Genomic DNA, 17,104 nt, shown 5'->3' with positions numbered 1-17,104 from the left:
CGGGGGCCGCCGCGTCTGCCGCCACCGGGTCCACCGGACTGCCGGGGCGGGCGCGCTGCATGCCGTTGACCACCACGCGGTCCCCGGCCTCCAGCCCCTTTTCCACCACCCTGTAACCTTCGTGCAGCGCTCCCAGCTTCACCGGGCGTTGCTCGGCCACGTTCTGCGCGTTGACGATCATGACGTACGAACCGGACTGGTCCTGCCCCAGGGCGCGTTCGGGCACCAGCAGCGCCGCGTCGCGCCTGCCCATGGCCACCCGGATGCGTGCATACAGGCCGGGCACCAGCCGCCCGCCGCTGTTGGAAAAGATGCCCCGCAGCAGCAGCGTGCCGGTGGATGGGTCCACCGTGGGGTCGGCGTATTCCAGCCTGCCCGCGTGGGGAAAGGCGTCCTCGTCGGCCAGGGCCAGTTCCAGGGGCAGTTCCGGCGGCGTGCCGCTCTTGCCGTTCTTGGGCTTGTCGCCCATCAGCCGCAGCAGGTCGCGCTCGTTGATATTGAAGTACACGTGCACCTGGTCGCGGCGCACGATGGTGGCAAGCCTGGTCACCGCGCCGGGGCCCACCACGTTGCCGGGGTCCACCAGGCGGCGGGTCATCTGGCCGTCGAAGGGGGCGGCGATGCGCGTGTAGCCAAGGTCGATGCGGGCCGTCTCTATCTGGGCGTTGGCCCGGCTGATGCCCGCCTTGGAGCTGTCGCGCTGCTGCTGCCAGCGCACCACGTCCGCCTCGGACCCGGCCTTCTCGGACAGCAGCTTGCGGCTGCGGGCAAGTTCCGTCTCGGCGCGGTCCAGGGAGGCACGCTGCACTTCCAGTTCCGCCTCGGCCCGTTGCAGGGCCGCCTGGAAAGGTTCCGGCTCGATGAGGAACAGCGGGTCGCCCTTGCGGACCAAGGCTCCGTCGCGGAACTGCGCGGTGCGCAACACGCCGGTGACCCGGGCGGTGATGTCCACCGACTCCACCGGGGCGATGGTGCCGGTGAACTCCATGTACTCGACCACCGGCCCTACCTTGGGCGGCGCCACCGTCACCTTGGGCGGCGGAGGCGGCACGAAGGCGTTGCGCGAATCGCACCCGGCAAGGCCAGAAAGGGCCAGGGCGGAAAGCAGTACCAGAAACGCCGGGCGGAGAACCTGAAAAACGATGGGATGGCGCGTCATCGGAATCTCCATGCGAACGGGGTGTGTTCCGGGGGCTTCTTGGGGGCTGTTTCCAAATTGGGATTTTCGTTCGTTGGCAAGAAAACGAGCCTGCCATGAGGGAGTGCGGCAGCCGTTAGGCGAGCTTGCGAGCCTTACGGATGGCGACCGCAACGCATACTCTTATCGTATTTGACCGAGCCTTAGCCGTTAGGTGAGCGCGTAGCGCGAATCTTACGGATAAGGACAGCAAAGCCATGGCAGACGACGTTTGACGAAGCCAACGGACGAAAGGACAATCTGGAGGCAGCCCCTAGAGGTCGGGCAGGCGCACGTCGCCGCCCGCGGGCACGGCGCCGTGCTCTTCGGGCAGTGCGCCCCAGTCGGTGCGCGCACGCATCTCGCGCAGGGTTTCGAGCGGGATGGGCCCGCCCTCCGGCAGGGTGCGCCAGCCGCCGCCCAGAGCCTTGAACACGGCCACCAGGCTCTGGCTGATCTCGCCCCCGGCCTGTGCCAGGGCGTCCTGGCGCGTGGAAAGGTCGCGCGCGGCAGTAAGCACCGTGGTGAAGTCGGTGGAGCCTTCCTGGTACTGGACCATGGCCAGTTCCAGCGACCGGGCGGCGTCGGCGGCGCTTTCGGCCAGCAGGGCCGCCCTGCCCTGCGCGTTGAGGTAGCGGTCGATGCCGTTCTCCGTTTCGCGCAGGGCTGACAGCACCGTTTCGCGGTAGGCCGTCAGGGCCTGCTGGAACCGGGCATCCTGGGCCCGTACGTTGTTCACGATGCGCCCGTAGTTGAACAGCGGCAGGGTAAGGCCGGGGCCGCCGTAGGCCGTGAACCCGTGCGAAAAGGTGTCGCCCGTGCTGAAGGCGCCCACGTTGCTGGCGGTGAACCCCACAAAGCCCCCCAGCGAGATGGCCGGGTAGAAGTCGGCCTTGGCCACGCCCAGGCGGGCGCACTGCCCTGCGGCGGCGTATTCGGCCTTGCGCACGTCGGGCCTGCGGCGCAGCAGGTCGGCGGGAATGCCCAGGGCTACGCCGGGCGGGGCCATGGGAATGGGGGCCGTGCCGAGCATGGCCGTGATGTCTTGTGGCGGCTTGCCCAGCAGCACGCACAGCGCGTTGCGGGCCTCTCGCAGGGAATGGGCCAGGCTGGGGATGCTGGCCTCGGTATCACGCAGCAGGGAAAGGGCCTGGCGCATGTCGCGTTCGCTGGTGGCCCCGTAGTTGAAACGCGCGGTGGCGATGCGCAGGCTTTCGCGCTGGATGGCCACGTTGTTGTCGGCGATGGCCAGTTGCTGTTGCAGGGAGCGGTACAGCACGTACGACCGCGCCACCTCTGCAGTCACGGCCACCATGGCGGCCTCGTAATCGGCGGCGGCGGCGCGCAGGTCGGCGTCGGCCGCTTCAACGCCGCGCCGGTACTTGCCCCAGAAGTCCAGTTCCCACGCCGCGTCCAGCCCCACGCTGGTCTGCACGTAGTCGGGGTTGCCCCTGCCCCGGTGTCGGGCTGGGGGGCGGTGGGTGCGCGATCGCTGGGGTGGGTCCAGGTCAGGCCGCCGGTGGCCTGCTGGCGTTGCGGATACAGGTTGCCCACGGCCACGCCCAGGCGGGCGCGGGCTTCCAGCACCCGCAGCGCGGCCACGTGCAGCGCAAGGTTTTCGCCGCGCGCCTCGGCCACCAGTTTGTCCAGAGTGGTGTCGCTGAAGGAACGCCACCACTCCTCGCTCACCTCACGGCCAGAGGCGGCGCCCAGAACCGCGCCATCCTGCCAGCTTGCGGGCATGGCGGCGTCCGGCGTGCTGAAATCGGGTCCCACCTTGGCGCATGCGGAAAGCATGGACAGCAGGAGCAGGAACAGGAGCGGCAGACAGCGGGAAGCAGCGGTCACGGCGGGGGCGTGTGTCCCCGGTGCGAGAGAGCGGGTGGACAGCGTCATGGGCTCTCCTCTTTTCCGCGAAAAGATGGGACAAGGATGACTCTGCCTACAGTATCCACGCGCCGTTGCCTTCGGGCAATTAGATTTTCGCAACATACCGCCGCACAGTGAAAAAAATCGAGCACGATGGTCATGACCGTCTCACAGACGCCCCTCTGCCCCGCACTGCGGCGTGCTCGTGTGCGAGTTATGCCAAACAAGGCACATTTCGCATCCATTGCATCGCATCCCGGCGGCATGCCGCAGTATGTGACGCGCACGCTTCGACACGCACAAGAGATGCCGCACACGGAAAACTCCGGGGCACGCGGACATGGTCGATGAACCGAAGGGTGGGATGTCGCGCTGCGGCAAGTTGGATGGAAGCCGGAACGCCGGACGACCCTTATGGAATGCGGCCGGGACGAACCCGCAAGAGCTGCGGAAAACAACGGCCGGAGAGGATGCACGGGGCGAAACCAACGGCCCGCGGCAGCCCGCGCGTGGACACTCCACGCGGAATCAGACCGCGCGCGGGTCAACCCGTCATGCCCTGCCGGATGAGGTTGGCGCCCATGAGCAGCAGCATCACGAACAGCGCGCCGTGCAAGTTGCCGTCGGGCAGGCGGCGGGACAGTGCGATGCCCGCCCATCCGCCCAGCATCACCGACGGCAACGACGCGGCGAACTGCAGCACCGTCTCCGCCGACTGCACGCCAGCCAGCGTCTGCGCCGCCACAATGATGGTGCCGCTGACGATGAAGAACACGCCCAACGCGGCCTTGGTCTCCTGCAGTGTGCCCCCCCGGAACGACAGGTAGATGGCCAGCGACGGCCCGTTGATGCCGTAGGCCGTACCCAGGCTGGTGGAAAAGAACCCGGCCACGGCCCCCCATGCGCCATGGAGCACCCTGCGGCGGGGTTTGGCGCACAGCAGCCCCCACAACGCATACGCCACCAGCAGCCCACCAAGGCCAAGGCGCAACCCGGCGTCGGGGATGTGGCGCAACAGCAGTACACCCGCCAGGGCACCCGGCAGGCCGCCCAGAACCAGGGGCCACACGCCGATGCCACCCTCCAGGTGCTGGCGGTAGTTCCAGGCCATCTGCACGTTGAGGGCCAGTACGATCAGCGCGGACCCCGGTACCGCCACGGCCATGTCGTTGCCCAGCGCCACCACGGGAAGGGCCACCAGCGCAGCGCCAAACCCCACGATGTTGTTGATGAAGCCGCCGAGCCACCAGCCCAGCATGGCGATGAGAAGTCCTTCGGTCATAAGGCTCCGGGGCCCCGTGGGGGCGATGGGACGATGGCCCCCCGCGCCGTGACGGGCGGCCATCGCCGGGCAAGCTAAGAAGGAAGGATGCCGCCGAGAATGCGCAGCGCATTCCCGTACATGATCTTGTGGCGCACCTCGTCGGACAGAGGCATCTTCGCGTATACGTCCAGCGCGTCGGCCTGTTCGATGAAGGGGTGCGCGCTGGCGAAGATCACCTTGTCGGGAATGAACGAGGACATTGCCTGTACATAGGCATCGGCCATGGGCGCAAGTTCGTACTCCGAGCAGTCCATGTACACGTTGGCGTTGCGCAGGCAGGTGAAGATGGCCTCGTTTACGAACGGGTAGCCGCCGTGGCTCATGACGATGGTCAGGTCCGGGAAGTCGCGGGCCACGATGTCCACGTGGCGGGGGTCGGTGTAGTCCATCACCGCCCCGGCCACCTGCGGCGGGGGGGCGGTGGTGATGACCACGGGAATGCCCAGGTCGCAGCAGGCGGCATAGATGGGGTAGTAGCGCGCCTCGTTGGGCCTGATGTGCGCCAGATACGGGTCGATGGAGGCGCCGCGCATGCCGAGTTCGGATACCGCATGGCGCAGATCGCGCACGGCGGCCATGCCCTTGTGCGGGTCCACGCCCCAGAAGCCGATGAACCGCGTGGGGTACGCCCGCACGAAAGACAGCACGCTGGGATTGTTGGAAGGCGAACCGTAGGTGGTTTCGCTGTCGCGCCCCGTGATCACGCACAGGTCCACGCCGCGCGCGTCCAGGCCCGCCACGATCTCGTTCAGCGGCTGGGGTTTGCGGCGTTCAAAGCCGATGGCCTCGCAGGCGGCCTTGAACATGGCGCTGGTGGCGATGCCGGTAATGGTTTCCGGGGTGTTGGGGCGAAAACGGAAATCAATGATAGCCATGAGTCTCTCCTTGTGACGTGGGATGGCGGCCCAAGCGAGCAAGAGCCATGCCGCTCGGCCCAAGATCGTGACGAAACGCCACATGCCACCGTCCGCCGCCCTGCCTTTGTCTGCGCCACGCAACAATCCGCAAAATCAGCATGATGCCTTGCTGTGTGGTTCCGCGGCATGCCCAGCCGCGCGAGGACATACGCCATCCCGCAAGCATTTCGCCGCCAACAAGCCCTCACGAACCACATCATGTGAAATTATACCCGTACAAAAAAGCACCACGCGAGTGTTGCAGCCTTGTATCATTGTTGCAGATTTGCAACCCCTGCCGCCACACCTGTAATGCCATATAATTATTCAACTTAATTAAGATACGTTGCGGAAGTGAACCCGAAAGTGAACGCCCCGCATGACCGCATGTGGTACAAAACCAGTCACGCTTTCCGCTTGTACCGCACGGAACAAGCCCCCACCCCCCCGCCACCCCGGGTTGGCACGCCTGCTGCAACACTGGGACATACGCACGCAATCCGGACGCACCGGAACCGGAACAAACACACACGTACGGAGGATTCACATGCGCAACCGAGTAACGGCCCTTCTCGTCGCCCTGCTGACCATGGTGACCCTGCTGGCCACCAGCGGCATCGCCCAGGCCAAGGCCATCACCCTGCGCCTTGCCCACCCCATGGCACCGGGCAACAACGTCACGCTCGGCTATGAAAAATTCAAGGAAATCGTGGAAAAGAAGTCCGAAGGAAAGGTCAAGATCCAGCTCTTCGGCAACTGCATGCTGGGCAGCGACCGCGTGACCATGGAAGCGGTGCAGCGCGGCACCCTGGAAATGGCCTCCAGTTCCTCGCCGAACATGGCCAACTTCTCGCCCATGTTCATGGTTTTCGACCTGCCCTACATCACCAGCCCCACGCACCAGAAGAACCTGTACGAAGCCCTGGATAGCGGCGACCTTGGCAAGTACCTGTCCACCGAAAGCGAAAAGATCGGCCTCAAGCCCATCATGTTCAGCGAATACGGCTACCGCAACTTCGTCAGCCGCACCGCCCCGGTGACCAACGTGGCCAGCCTTGCCAACATGAAGGTGCGCACCACCGATTCCCCCGTGGAAGTCGCCGTGGCCAAGGCCCTGACCATGAACCCCGCGCCCATCGCCTGGGGCGAGGTGTACACGGCCCTGCAGCAGGGCACCGTGGACGGCGAAGGCAACACCTTCTCGTTGCTCTACGACGCCAAGCACAATGAAGTTCTGAAGTTCGCCAACGATTCCGCGCACAACTACAGCATGCACATCCTCATGATCAACGCCAAGGTGTTTGCCGGCCTGCCGGCCGACGTGCAGCAACTGCTGGTGGATGCCGGCAAGGAAACCCTGGTCTACCAGCGCGGCATCACCAACGAACTGGAAACGAAGGCCAAGCAGAAGTTCATTGAGGGCGGCATCAAGGTGCACACCCTCACCGCCGAGGAGCGCGCCGAATACGTCAAGCTGACCCGCCCGGTGTGGGACCTGTTTGCCGACCGCATTCCCAAGCACCTGCTTGACCTCGTGCTGGCCACCCAGAAGTAGCCGGTCCGCCTGATCCCCCGACCGGGGGCGGGGAAATCGCAGGCCTTCCCCGCCCACCGGCACATGCAGACACTTTCCGTGTCCTTGCCCGCGGCCGACGCCGCGACAGACATCACCTGGCCGCCGGGTGCGGCATGCCAAGCAACAAGAGGCAACGACAATGAACGAATTTTCCGCGGCCATCACGGAAGATCCCCCCGCTAACCGGGCAGGACTTCTGAAGAAGCTGGATGATAATTTCGAAAAGCCGTTCCTGTTCGCGGGAATGCTGGCGATCATCCTCATCATCTCGTTTCAGACCGCCTACCGCTACATCATCACCCACATGTATTCGGGGTCCGGCGCGGCGGTATGGACCGAGGAACTGGCCCGCTTCATCTTCATCTGGATTTCGTACCTGGCCATTCCGCTGGCCATCCGCGACCGTTCGAACATCCGCGTGGACATCGTGTACGATCGCCTGTCCCCCCGCCTGCAGAAGATGAGCTGGGTGGTGGTGGACGTCTGCTTCCTGATGTTGACGGCGGTTGTTCTGTACATGGGCACCAACCACATCTCCATGATGCTGGAATTCCCGCAGACCACTCCCGCCCTCCAGATTCCCTACGCCATCCCGTACCTGATCCTGCCCGTGGGCTTCGGCCTGATGGCCGTGCGCCTGTTGCAGGACCTGTTCACCCAGGCCCAGGAAATCGGGCTGAAGGACACCCTGCTCTCGCTCGCATTCTGCGCCGCCATGGCGGCCCCGGTGCTGCTGGACACCGATTTCAGCGCACTCGCCCTGCTGTTCGGCTACTTCCTGCTGTTCCTGGTGGTGGGCGTGCCCATTGCCATCAGCCTCGGCCTGTCGGCGCTGGCCACCATCGTCGGCGCGGGCACCCTGCCCATCGACTACGCGGCGCAGGTGGCCTTCACCTCCATCGACAGCTTTCCCATCATGGCCATCCCGTTCTTCATCGCGGCGGGCGTGTTCATGGGCGCGGGCGGCCTTTCGCGCCGCCTGCTGGCCCTGGCCGACGAAATGGTCGGCGCGCTGCCCGGCGGCATGGCCCTGGCCACCATCGCCACCTGCATGTTCTTCGCGGCCATCAGCGGTTCCGGCCCGGCCACGGTGGCGGCCATCGGTTCGCTGACCATCCCGGCCATGGTGGAGCGCGGCTACGACAAGCTGTTCTCCGCCGCCGTTGTGGCCTGCGCCGGGGCCATCGGGGTCATGATCCCCCCCAGCAACCCCTTCGTGGTCTACGGCATCTCCGCGCAGGTCTCCATCGGCAAGCTGTTCCTGGGCGGCATCGTGCCCGGTCTGCTCACCGGCTTCGCGCTCATGGCGTACGCCTACTTCTACTCCAGGAAGCGCGGCTGGCACGGCGAGGCGCGCACCCGCAACCTGTCCACCTTCGCCCGCGCGGCCTGGGAGGCCAAGTGGGCCCTGATGGTGCCGGTGATCATCCTTGGCGGCATCTACGGCGGCCTCATGACCCCCACCGAGGCGGCCGCCGTGGCTGCGCTCTACGGGTTGATCGTGGGGCTGTTCGTGTACCGCGAGATCAAGCTGCGCAACCTGACACAGTGCGTCATGGAGTCGTGCAGCACATCCGCCATCGTCATCATCCTGATGTCCATGGCCACCATCTTCGGCAACATCATGACCATCGAGCAGGTGCCCACCCGCATCGCCGAGGCCATGCTGGGCCTGACCGAAAACAAGTTCCTGATCCTGCTGCTGATCAACCTGCTGCTGCTGTGGGTGGGCACCTTCATGGAGGCCCTGGCGGCCATCGTGATCCTTACGCCCATCCTGTTGCCCATCGTGGTCAAGGTGGGGGTTGATCCCCTGCACTTCGGCATCGTGATGGTGGTCAACCTGGCCCTCGGCTTCATCACGCCGCCGGTGGGCGTGAACCTCTTCGTGGCCAGCGGCATCGCCCGCTGCAAGCTGGAACCGCTGGCGCGCGTGGCCTTTCCGCTGCTGCTGGTGATGATCGGCATCCTGCTTCTGATCACCTACGTTCCCGACCTGCCCCTGTTCCTTACCAGGTAGCACGCCGGAAACGAGAATGCCCGGCACGGACCGCCCCGATGCAACCTTGGGGCGGCCCGTCACCGGGCCGACCGGACCATTGAGAACCTCAGCGAACCAACAGCCCAGTCAAAGGAGAATCATCATGCGCAATCCCGAATGCTGCGAGGTCATGACCCCGCACGAACAGCGCCTGTTCGACAAGATGGAAGGCAAGGAAGACCGCTTCCGCGCAGGCCACAGCCGGGTATTCACCATCCTCGAATCGTTCGAAGGCCTGCGCCCGCGCATCGACGTCGAACGCGCCAAGTACTTCACCGAGTCCATGCGCGCCACCGAAGGGCAGCCGCTGGTGCTGCGCTGGGCCAAGGCCATGAGGCACATCGCGGAAAACATCTCCGTGTACATCGACGACCACCAGCTGCTGGCCGGTCGCGCCGGTGCGCAGGGGCGCTACGGCATCCTGTACCCTGAACTGGACGGCGACTTCCTGGGGCTTGCCATCGAAGACCTGCCCAAGCGTACCGAATCGCCCTTCACCATCACCCCGGAAGACGCCCGCGTGGTCGTGGACGAGATCGCTCCGTTCTGGAAGGGCAAGACCTACCACGAAAGCCTCAACCTGGCCCTGCCCGCCGACGTGCACAAGCTGACCTACGACGACCCCGAAGGGCTGCACTCGCGTTTCATCGTCAACGAAACCTCGTCGTTCCGCTCTTCCATCCAGTGGGTACACGACTACGAAAAGGTGCTCAAGAAGGGCTTTGGCGGCCTGAAGCAGGAAGCCCTGGAAAAGCTGGCCGCGCTCGACCCGCTGAGCCCCGCCGACAACTGCGAGAAGCGCCCCTTCCTTGAAGCCGTGACCATCGTGTGCGACGCCATGGCGATCTGGGCCAGGCGCCACGCCGCCCTTGCGCGCGAAAAGGCCGGCGTCGAAACCAACGCCACCCGCAAAGCCGAGTTGCTGACCATGGCCGACATCTGCGAACGCGTGCCCGAGCACCCCGCCCGCACCTTTCACGAGGCGGTGCAATCGCAGTGGTTCACCCAGATGTTCTCGCGCATCGAGCAGAAGACCGGCACCATCGTCTCCAACGGGCGCATGGACCAGTACCTTTACCCGTTCTACGAAAAGGACATGGCCGAAGGCCGCCTGACCGAAGATTCCGCCCTTGAACTCATCGAGTGCATGTGGGTGGGCATGGCCCAGTTCATCGACCTGTACATCTCGCCCACCGGCGGCGCCTTCAACGAAGGCTACGCCCACTGGGAGGCGGTGACAGTGGGCGGCCAGACCACCGACGGCCGGGACGCCACCAACGACCTGACCTACCTGTTCCTGAAGTCCAAGCGCGAATTCCCGCTGCACTACCCCGACCTTGCGGCGCGCATCCATTCGCGCGCGCCGGAACGCTACCTGTGGGAAGTTGCGGAAACCATCAAGGACGGCTCGGGCTTTCCCAAGCTGATCAACGATGAGGAAATCATACCGCTGTACGTCTCCAAGGGGGCCACCTTCGAGGAAGCGTACGACTATGCCGTGTCGGGCTGCACCGAGGCGCGCATGCCCAACCGCGACACCTACACCTCGGGCGGCGCCTACATCAACTTCGCCGCCGCGCTGGAAATGGTGCTCTACAATGGCCGCATGAAGAAGTACGGCGTGGCAGACCTTGGCGAACACACCGGCGACCCCTGCGAATTCAAGAGCTGGGACGACCTGTGGAACGCCTACGTGGCCCAGCACAAGCTGTTCCTGAAGACGGCCTTCATGCAGCAGCACATCATCAACAACCTGCGCGCCCGACACTTTGCGCAGCCCATGGGCTCCACCCTGCACGACCTGTGCATGAAGCACTGCCTCGACCTGCACACCCCGCAGATTCCCGAGGGCATCAACCTCGGTTACTTCGAGTACATCGGCTACGGCACCGTGGTGGATTCCCTCGCGGCGCTGAAGAAGGTGGTCTTCGAAGACAAGACCCTGACCATGGCGGAAGTAATCGAGGCCCTGGAATGCAACTTCGAGGGCAAGGAAGACGTGCGCCAGATCCTGCGCAACGCCCCCTGCTACGGCAACAACGACGACTACGCAGACACCATCGCCCGCGACATCGACCAGTTGTCCGTGGAATACGGGGCCCGCTACTCCAAGGACCTCGGCATGCACAACGACGTGCGCTACGTGCCCTTCACCTCGCACGTGCCGTTCGGCAAGGTGGTCAGCGCCACCCCCAACGGTCGCAAGGCGTGGTCCCCGCTGTCCGACGGCTCGTCCGCCTCGCACGGGGCTGACGTCAATGGCCCCACGGCGGTACTGCTTTCCAACTTCAGCTCCAAGAACTACGGCTACCGCTCGCGCGCGGCACGCATGCTGAACATCAAGTTCACGCCCAAGTGCCTGGAAGGCGATGACGGCACCCAGAAGCTGGTTTCGTTCATCCGCACCTTCTGCGACCTGAAGCTGTGGCACGTGCAGTTCAACGTCATCAACCGCGAAACCCTTCTCGCCGCCCAGCGCGACCCCGAGAAGTACCGCAACCTCATCGTGCGCATCGCTGGCTACAGCGCCTACTTCGTGGACCTGTCGCCCGACCTGCAAAACGACCTGATTGCCCGTACCGAACACGGCACCATGTAGTTCGGGGCAACGGCGGGCCGGGCTCGCCGCGCCATGGGGCGCCCCTCCAGAAGGCACGGAGGGGCGCCCCACAGGGCATCCCCTGCCACGGGGGCACGCACTTCACAACACGCAAACCCCGTATCACGGGTGCACCGGAACTCTCGCATGAACCCCACGGACGACACAAACGGCAACGGCATCATCTTCAACATCCAGAAATATTCCGTGCACGATGGACCGGGTATCCGCACCGTTGTCTTTCTGAAAGGGTGCCCACTGCGGTGCGAATGGTGCTCCAACCCGGAATCGCAGGCCACGCGCATTCAGCTGGCCTACAACACAGGGCGGTGTCTCGGTCTTTCGCAATGCGTACGCTGCGTGGAAATGTGCCTGTCCGGCGCCATATCACGGGGGGAGGACGAGCGCATCGTCATCGACAGGGCCTTGTGCGCGGAATGCACGCGCGACTGCACATCCGTCTGCCCGTCCAATGCCCTCATCACCTATGGGGTACGCCGCACGGTGCGGGAGGTACTGCGCACGGTGGAACAGGACAGCCTGTTCTATGCCCGCTCCGGCGGTGGCATGACCCTTTCCGGCGGCGAGCCGCTGATGCAGGGCGACTTTGCCCTGGCCCTGCTGCGCGAAGCGCGCAAGCGCCGCATCGGCACCGCCGTTGAAACCTGCGGCCATGTGCAGTGGGAAACCCTGGACGAGGCCTGCCGCCTGACACGCACCCTGCTGTTCGACCTGAAGCACGTGGACCCGGCCCGGCACGAAGCCGGAACCGGCGTGACCAGCACGCTGATCCTGGAAAATTTCCGGCGGGTGATGGAACACCACCCCAAACTGCACGTGATGGTACGCACCCCTGTCATACCCGGGTTCAACGATGACGAAGCGGCCATTTCAGCCATTCTTGACGTGCTTGCGCCCTACCCCCACGTGGAATACAGCCTGCTCCCCTACCACCGGCTGGGCACCCAGAAGTACCACTTTCTGGGGCGTGAGGCCCCCATGGGCGAAGTGAAGCTGGACGACAAACGCATGGCATCCCTGTCGCGCCTGGTCGCCGCCAGGCGGGGATAAGGCAGGCCGAAGCGGCTCCGCAACAGGCAGCGCGGGGCGCCTTGCGTGCCGTTCCTTCCTGCCGTACGGTTAGCCGCTTCGCGGCCCGGCCTTGCGGTCGGGTTCATCACCGCGAAGCCCGCACGACCCGCCCGAGGCCGGGCAGCAAGACCACACAATGGAAAAAATTCTAAAAAATTTCAGAAACATAATCGATATCTTCAGCGACGGCATCTACATCTCGGACCGAGACGGCACCACCCTGCTGGTGAACCGGATGTACGAAAAGCTGACCGGGCTGCGACAGGACGAACTGCGTGGCCGCAACGTCAACGCGCTTGTCGAGGAAGGCATATTCGACCGCATCCTGAACCCGGAAATCGTGCGCTCCAAGCGTCCGTCCACCTCGGTACAGAACGTGCGGGGCGAAAAGAAGATCATCCTGCGCGGCTACCCCGTGCTGGACGAGTCGGGCGAGGTGTGCCTGGTGGTCACCTTTGCTCGGGACATCACCATGATCACCCAGTTCCGCGACCAGATCGCCCAACAGAAACAGCTCATTGACGAATTTCACGAACGCCTGGAAAGCATGATCCAGACGGGGGTGTCCCCCGCGCAGCCCATTTTCCGCAGCGAGGCCATGTTGTCGCTGGTGGCGCGGCTGCAACGGGTAGCGGGAACGGACGCCACGCTCCTGTTGCTGGGCGAAACCGGGGTCGGCAAGGACGTGCTGGCCCGCCTGGCGCACGAGCACAGCCCGCGCAGCGAGCACATGTTCCTGAAGATAGACTGCGGCAGCATCGCACCGAACCTCATCGAATCGGAACTGTTCGGATACATGGCGGGTGCGTTTTCCGGTGCCAATGCCAAGGGCAAGGCCGGTTACTTCGAGATGGCGGAAGGCGGCACGGTGTTCCTGGACGAGATAGGCGAGTTGCCCCTGCCCATGCAGACCAAGCTGTTGCGGGTGCTGCAGGACCAGGAGGTAACCCGCGTGGGCGCCACCCAGCCACGCAAGGTGGATGTGCGCATCATTGCAGCCACCAACCGCGACCTTGGCGACGACGTGCGCACCGGCAAGTTCCGCAGTGATCTGTTCTACCGCCTGAGCGTGGCGGTGCTGCAAATCCCGCCGCTGCGCGAACGGCGCGAGGACATAGCCCCCCTGGCCCGCCACTTTCTGGAGCGCTACGCCTCCAAGTACCGCCGATCCATGGAAATCGCCGAATCGGCGCTGGAAGCGCTGGAAAATTACAGCTGGCCGGGCAACGTGCGAGAAATGCAGAACTTCATTCAGGGCATGGTGGTCACCGGCGACCGTCCCACCATCACCTGTTCCGACCTGCCTCCGCACATGGCCGAGGAATGCCGCCCCGGGCTGGCCTACACCATGCCGGAAATGCTTGAGCCGCGCGCCCTGCGCGACATCATGGATGAAATAGCACGCGAAATCCTGGAGCGGGCCATTACCCGGCACGGCTCCGTGAACAAGGTGGCACGCCTGTTCAAGGTCAGCCGCACGACCATTTTTCGCAAGCTGCGCGAACAGCCCTCCGGCGGCGAACCCGATGGACTGGAGGGGACTGGCGGAGCGGACCGGTAGCCGCCCCGGAATCGGGATGCGGGAAGACCGTTGCCGGATGCCCGGAAGGGCGATTGCCCGGCCACTGGTCCGGCGGCCTTCCCGCCTGCCAGGCAGGTTTCCGCTCCTCCGTGCCCCAACTCCCCCTACTCGCAGGTGGACATGTCCAGCAGATGGTAGCTGTTCTTGCCCGCCTGCTTGGCCACGTACATGGCCTTGTCGGCCTCTTCCAACAGGGCGCGCAAGGGGGCTGGCGCACCGGGCAGCGCCGCTCCGGCGGCACGGCCCCTGTCGTCCTCCTGGCCACCTGTCCCGCCGCTACCGTCATCAGCCCACTCACCAGGGCCGTACGGGCGCACGGCGGCCTGTCCGCCGTCCGTTCCATCGTCCGGCAGGTCTGCGGCCAGGTCCTTTTCCGGCATTTCAGGGTATCCCCCCGCCTTGCCCAGCGCGATGCCGACGCTGCACCCGATGCCGAACCCGATCTGCGCCACGCCGGACACGATGCGCGCGGCCACGCCCCGGGCCACCTCGCAGGCCGTGTCGGCCTGCAAGGCCAGACACAGTACGAATTCGTCCCCGCCCAAGCGGCCCACCACGTCTGACGAGCGCACCGCGCCCTCCAGCACCCGGGCCGTGCGGCGCAGCACCACATCCCCCTCGGCGTGGCCGTACTGGTCGTTGAGCTGCTTGAACCCGTCAAGGTCGATGAACATGACGGCCAGTCGCAACGACTCGTCGTGGCGGCTGCCTTCCAGCAGGCGCCGGGCATGCCGCAGGAACAACGCCCGGCCCGCAAGGCCGGTCAGGCCGTCCCGCAGGGCCATCTCCTCGCGCTCGCGGGACGCGGCCAGTTCGTCACCCACCTGGCGCAATTCTCGCACCATGGTGGGCCGGGCCGGTTCGTCGTCCGCCTCCGGCAGAAGGCACGAGCGGGCCGCCAGTTCCACCTCGGCCACGAAACGGCGCGACAGCAGCCACGCCCCGGCAACGCCCACGACGATGCACGCCCCGCCGATACCCGCCAGGCGCAGCAGATACCCCCGCATGGCGGACTGCAACGTGGTCATGGGCACCTGCACGACCGCGTGCCAGCCCCAGCCTCCCACCGGTGCAACGGCGAAGCGCACGGGAACGCCTTCACGATTCTCCGCTTCCATCACTTCGGAAGAATGAAACACATCGCGCAGGCGCGGGCCGACGGACTTGCCTACGGCCAACTCCGGCAGCAGTGTCCGGGCCAGGATGGTGCCCTGCCCGTCCACCAGCTTGGCGGACCACCCTTCCGGCAGGCGTTCCGCCTCCAGCACGCGGGCGTAGGCCGCCACCCCGATATACATTCGCAGCACGTACCGGTGCCCCCGGCTCACCTGCATCGGCACGCCCAGCGCCGTGACCGGCTGGTGCAGGATGCTGCCCTGAAACAGATCGGACGCCACGGGCCGGTCCTCGTCCAGAGCACGCCGGGCCGACGCCAGGTCGCCCGTGGGCGGCAGCGCAACGCCCAGCGGTTCCCACGTGTTGAAAATCTGGTTGCCGTCATGGTCCACCAGCGCCAGCGACTGTACCTCGCGGTGCACGCTGCCCACCCCCTTGGCCTGGCGGTACAACTGGCCGATATCCATTCTTTCCGAATCCTGCGAGGCCGCCAGGGCGTGCAGCATGGCCGCCTTGGCCGACAGTTCCGCATCAACGGCCTGGGCCACGGCCAGCACCTGCCGATGCAGTTCCGCGTCGGTCTTCTCCTGCTGCGCGCGCATGTGCTCGACCATGGCGAACACGGAAAAGAGGGTGGTGGGCAGGCCCGCTACCAGTGCAAGCAGCAGCAGCCAGCCGCGCACCCCCATGGTGGGCGTGTTCCGAGTACGCTTGAATCCTGCCATGCCCCCTCCCTTGCCGACACTGCCTGCCGACCAGCACCAGCCCGATGCTGCGTATCCGGACTGGTGTGTGCGGCCCCGCCTGCCCCCCCGGACGCAGAGCCGCAAGACCGCTTGACGCGCAAACCGTACGCGAATCCTCGTCACCCACGATAACCGCACCAGACAGAAGCAGGCAATCGCCATGATCATGACCGGCGCACGCAAAACGCCCCGACGACCACAGCCGTCGGGGCGTTGCATCAGCAATGGCACGCCGCGCCGGAACCGCGCGGGCCACGCATCCTAATCAGCCGGATCTGCCTCTTCGTCCTCTTCCTCGTCGAAGGGGAAGGCGTCTTCTATCTCGGCCACGTACATTTCAGGGTCAAAATCGTGCTGCTCCCATGCCTCGTACAGATGTTCGGGAACATTCCGATGGATGCGCGTCACCTCGCGTTCGTCGTCGAGGGTCATCTCGATGACCAGCGTCCCCGTCCCTTCCGCCATGCCGTCGGTCTGGATGAAGTCAACGTCATGGATTTCAAGGCCATCGGGATCCGTTTGCGAGAGTTGTGACATGGAATGCATACCTCCGGGCAAAGCGTTGCGACAGGTTGAGGCGGCACGTGCGGCGCACCGCGTTTGGCGGCACGGTGCGGATGCGGTCCGCCATGCGTTGATGCCGCCGACTGCCCTGCCGATACACCCGGCGCACCCCGCTGGCAACACGCCATGCCCGTGTTTCCGCGCAAAAGCTGCCCGCGCGGCATCTTTGGCGTGCCCATGCGCGTTGCGGGTATTCTCATGGCGGGCGGCCCGCATCCACGGTAGACTGGATCAGTCCCGAAACCCCAACCCGCCGGAGGCCGCCATGCCTGCCTGTGTGCGTTGCGGAAAGTGCTGTGCCCTGCTGCACCTGCTGACCGTGGACGCGGACGACGTGGCCCGCTGGCGGCGCGAAGGGCGCGAGGACATCCTGTGCCGGGTGGGCGAAACCCGCGCCACCGACGGCACGGGTACGGTCCACGATGTCTGGCTGTCACCCCGCGCCGACGGCGGTGGCAGCGGCGGCGGCGAGGACGGCCACTGCCCGTGGCTGCGCCACACCCCGGACGGCCACGGCATCTG

13 protein-coding genes are annotated in these 17,104 nt (G+C 65.4%); 6 read left to right on the top strand and 7 right to left on the bottom strand.

Features of this window, described 5'->3' with window-relative positions:
• From FVW27_RS12345 to FVW27_RS12330, 5 genes are all read right to left on the bottom strand, one after another.
• A partial coding sequence (locus tag FVW27_RS12345) for an efflux RND transporter periplasmic adaptor subunit (RefSeq protein ID WP_167125549.1) occupies positions 1–1,159 on the bottom strand: 1,159 nt, incomplete at its 3' end.
• 292 nt (positions 1,160–1,451) lie between these two features.
• Entirely contained in the window at positions 1,452–2,576 is a 1,125-nt protein-coding gene (locus FVW27_RS12340; protein ID WP_243838411.1) for a TolC family protein, read from the bottom strand.
• On the bottom strand, positions 2,480–3,073 hold the full coding sequence (locus FVW27_RS20950; protein ID WP_243838410.1) for an outer membrane factor lipoprotein domain-containing protein: 594 nt from the start codon (positions 3,071–3,073) through the stop codon (positions 2,480–2,482). Before FVW27_RS20950 ends, FVW27_RS12340 begins: the two co-directional genes overlap by 97 nt.
• Before the next feature lie 517 nt (positions 3,074–3,590).
• On the bottom strand, positions 3,591–4,328 hold the full coding sequence (locus FVW27_RS12335; RefSeq protein WP_167125547.1) for a sulfite exporter TauE/SafE family protein: 738 nt from the start codon (positions 4,326–4,328) through the stop codon (positions 3,591–3,593).
• Between the two features lie 74 nt (positions 4,329–4,402).
• Positions 4,403–5,245 carry an amidohydrolase family protein gene (locus FVW27_RS12330; protein ID WP_167125545.1) on the bottom strand — a complete coding sequence of 281 codons (843 nt, stop codon included), beginning with the start codon at positions 5,243–5,245 and terminating at the stop codon, positions 4,403–4,405.
• Positions 5,246–5,813: 568 nt separating this feature from the next.
• On the opposite strand from FVW27_RS12330, the gene FVW27_RS12325 reads away from it, so the two are divergent.
• From FVW27_RS12325 to FVW27_RS12305, 5 genes are all read left to right on the top strand, one after another.
• The gene (locus tag FVW27_RS12325) at positions 5,814–6,821 is read left to right on the top strand and encodes a TRAP transporter substrate-binding protein (RefSeq protein WP_167125544.1); all 1,008 of its coding nucleotides are present in this window, start codon (positions 5,814–5,816) and stop codon (positions 6,819–6,821) included.
• Between the two features lie 160 nt (positions 6,822–6,981).
• Positions 6,982–8,862: a TRAP transporter large permease gene (locus tag FVW27_RS12320; RefSeq protein ID WP_243838409.1), complete on the top strand. Its 1,881-nt coding sequence runs from the start codon at positions 6,982–6,984 to the stop codon at positions 8,860–8,862.
• Positions 8,863–8,986: 124 nt separating this feature from the next.
• On the top strand, positions 8,987–11,482 hold the full coding sequence (gene hpsG / locus FVW27_RS12315; protein ID WP_167125542.1) for a (2S)-3-sulfopropanediol dehydratase: 2,496 nt from the start codon (positions 8,987–8,989) through the stop codon (positions 11,480–11,482).
• Between the two features lie 147 nt (positions 11,483–11,629).
• Complete coding sequence (gene hpsH, locus FVW27_RS12310; RefSeq protein WP_167125540.1) at positions 11,630–12,553, top strand: (2S)-3-sulfopropanediol dehydratase activating enzyme; 924 nt, start codon at positions 11,630–11,632, stop codon at positions 12,551–12,553.
• A gap of 157 nt (positions 12,554–12,710) precedes the next feature.
• Positions 12,711–14,135, top strand: a complete 1,425-nt coding sequence (locus FVW27_RS12305; RefSeq protein ID WP_167125538.1) for a sigma-54 interaction domain-containing protein — start codon at positions 12,711–12,713, stop codon at positions 14,133–14,135.
• A gap of 125 nt (positions 14,136–14,260) precedes the next feature.
• On the opposite strand, the gene FVW27_RS12300 is transcribed toward FVW27_RS12305, so the two are convergent.
• Positions 14,261–15,997 carry a sensor domain-containing diguanylate cyclase gene (locus tag FVW27_RS12300; RefSeq protein ID WP_167125536.1) on the bottom strand — a complete coding sequence of 579 codons (1,737 nt, stop codon included), beginning with the start codon at positions 15,995–15,997 and terminating at the stop codon, positions 14,261–14,263.
• Positions 15,998–16,279: 282 nt separating this feature from the next.
• A complete protein-coding gene (locus FVW27_RS12295) occupies positions 16,280–16,555 on the bottom strand; it encodes a hypothetical protein (protein ID WP_167125534.1) in 276 nt (91 codons plus the stop codon).
• Between the two features lie 292 nt (positions 16,556–16,847).
• On the opposite strand from FVW27_RS12295, the gene FVW27_RS12290 reads away from it, so the two are divergent.
• The coding region (locus tag FVW27_RS12290) for a hypothetical protein (protein ID WP_167125532.1) at positions 16,848–17,104 on the top strand (257 nt) is incomplete at its 3' end.

It is taken from the genome of Nitratidesulfovibrio liaohensis, assembly GCF_011682075.1.
GTDB classification, from domain to species: Bacteria; Desulfobacterota; Desulfovibrionia; order Desulfovibrionales; family Desulfovibrionaceae; genus Cupidesulfovibrio; species Cupidesulfovibrio liaohensis.
This window is presented reverse-complemented; position numbering and strand designations above follow the sequence as displayed.

Coding starts and splice junctions, on each gene's coding strand:
- FVW27_RS12300 (WP_167125536.1), bottom strand. CDS start 15,997: ATGGCAGGATTCAAGCGTACTCGGAACACGCCCACCATGGGGGTGCGC.
- FVW27_RS12330 (WP_167125545.1), bottom strand. CDS start 5,245: ATGGCTATCATTGATTTCCGTTTTCGCCCCAACACCCCGGAAACCATT.
- FVW27_RS12320 (WP_243838409.1), top strand. CDS start 6,982: ATGAACGAATTTTCCGCGGCCATCACGGAAGATCCCCCCGCTAACCGG.
- FVW27_RS12325 (WP_167125544.1), top strand. CDS start 5,814: ATGCGCAACCGAGTAACGGCCCTTCTCGTCGCCCTGCTGACCATGGTG.
- hpsH (WP_167125540.1), top strand. CDS start 11,630: ATGAACCCCACGGACGACACAAACGGCAACGGCATCATCTTCAACATC.
- FVW27_RS20950 (WP_243838410.1), bottom strand. CDS start 3,073: ATGACGCTGTCCACCCGCTCTCTCGCACCGGGGACACACGCCCCCGCC.
- hpsG (WP_167125542.1), top strand. CDS start 8,987: ATGCGCAATCCCGAATGCTGCGAGGTCATGACCCCGCACGAACAGCGC.
- FVW27_RS12305 (WP_167125538.1), top strand. CDS start 12,711: ATGGAAAAAATTCTAAAAAATTTCAGAAACATAATCGATATCTTCAGC.
- FVW27_RS12295 (WP_167125534.1), bottom strand. CDS start 16,555: ATGTCACAACTCTCGCAAACGGATCCCGATGGCCTTGAAATCCATGAC.
- FVW27_RS12335 (WP_167125547.1), bottom strand. CDS start 4,328: ATGACCGAAGGACTTCTCATCGCCATGCTGGGCTGGTGGCTCGGCGGC.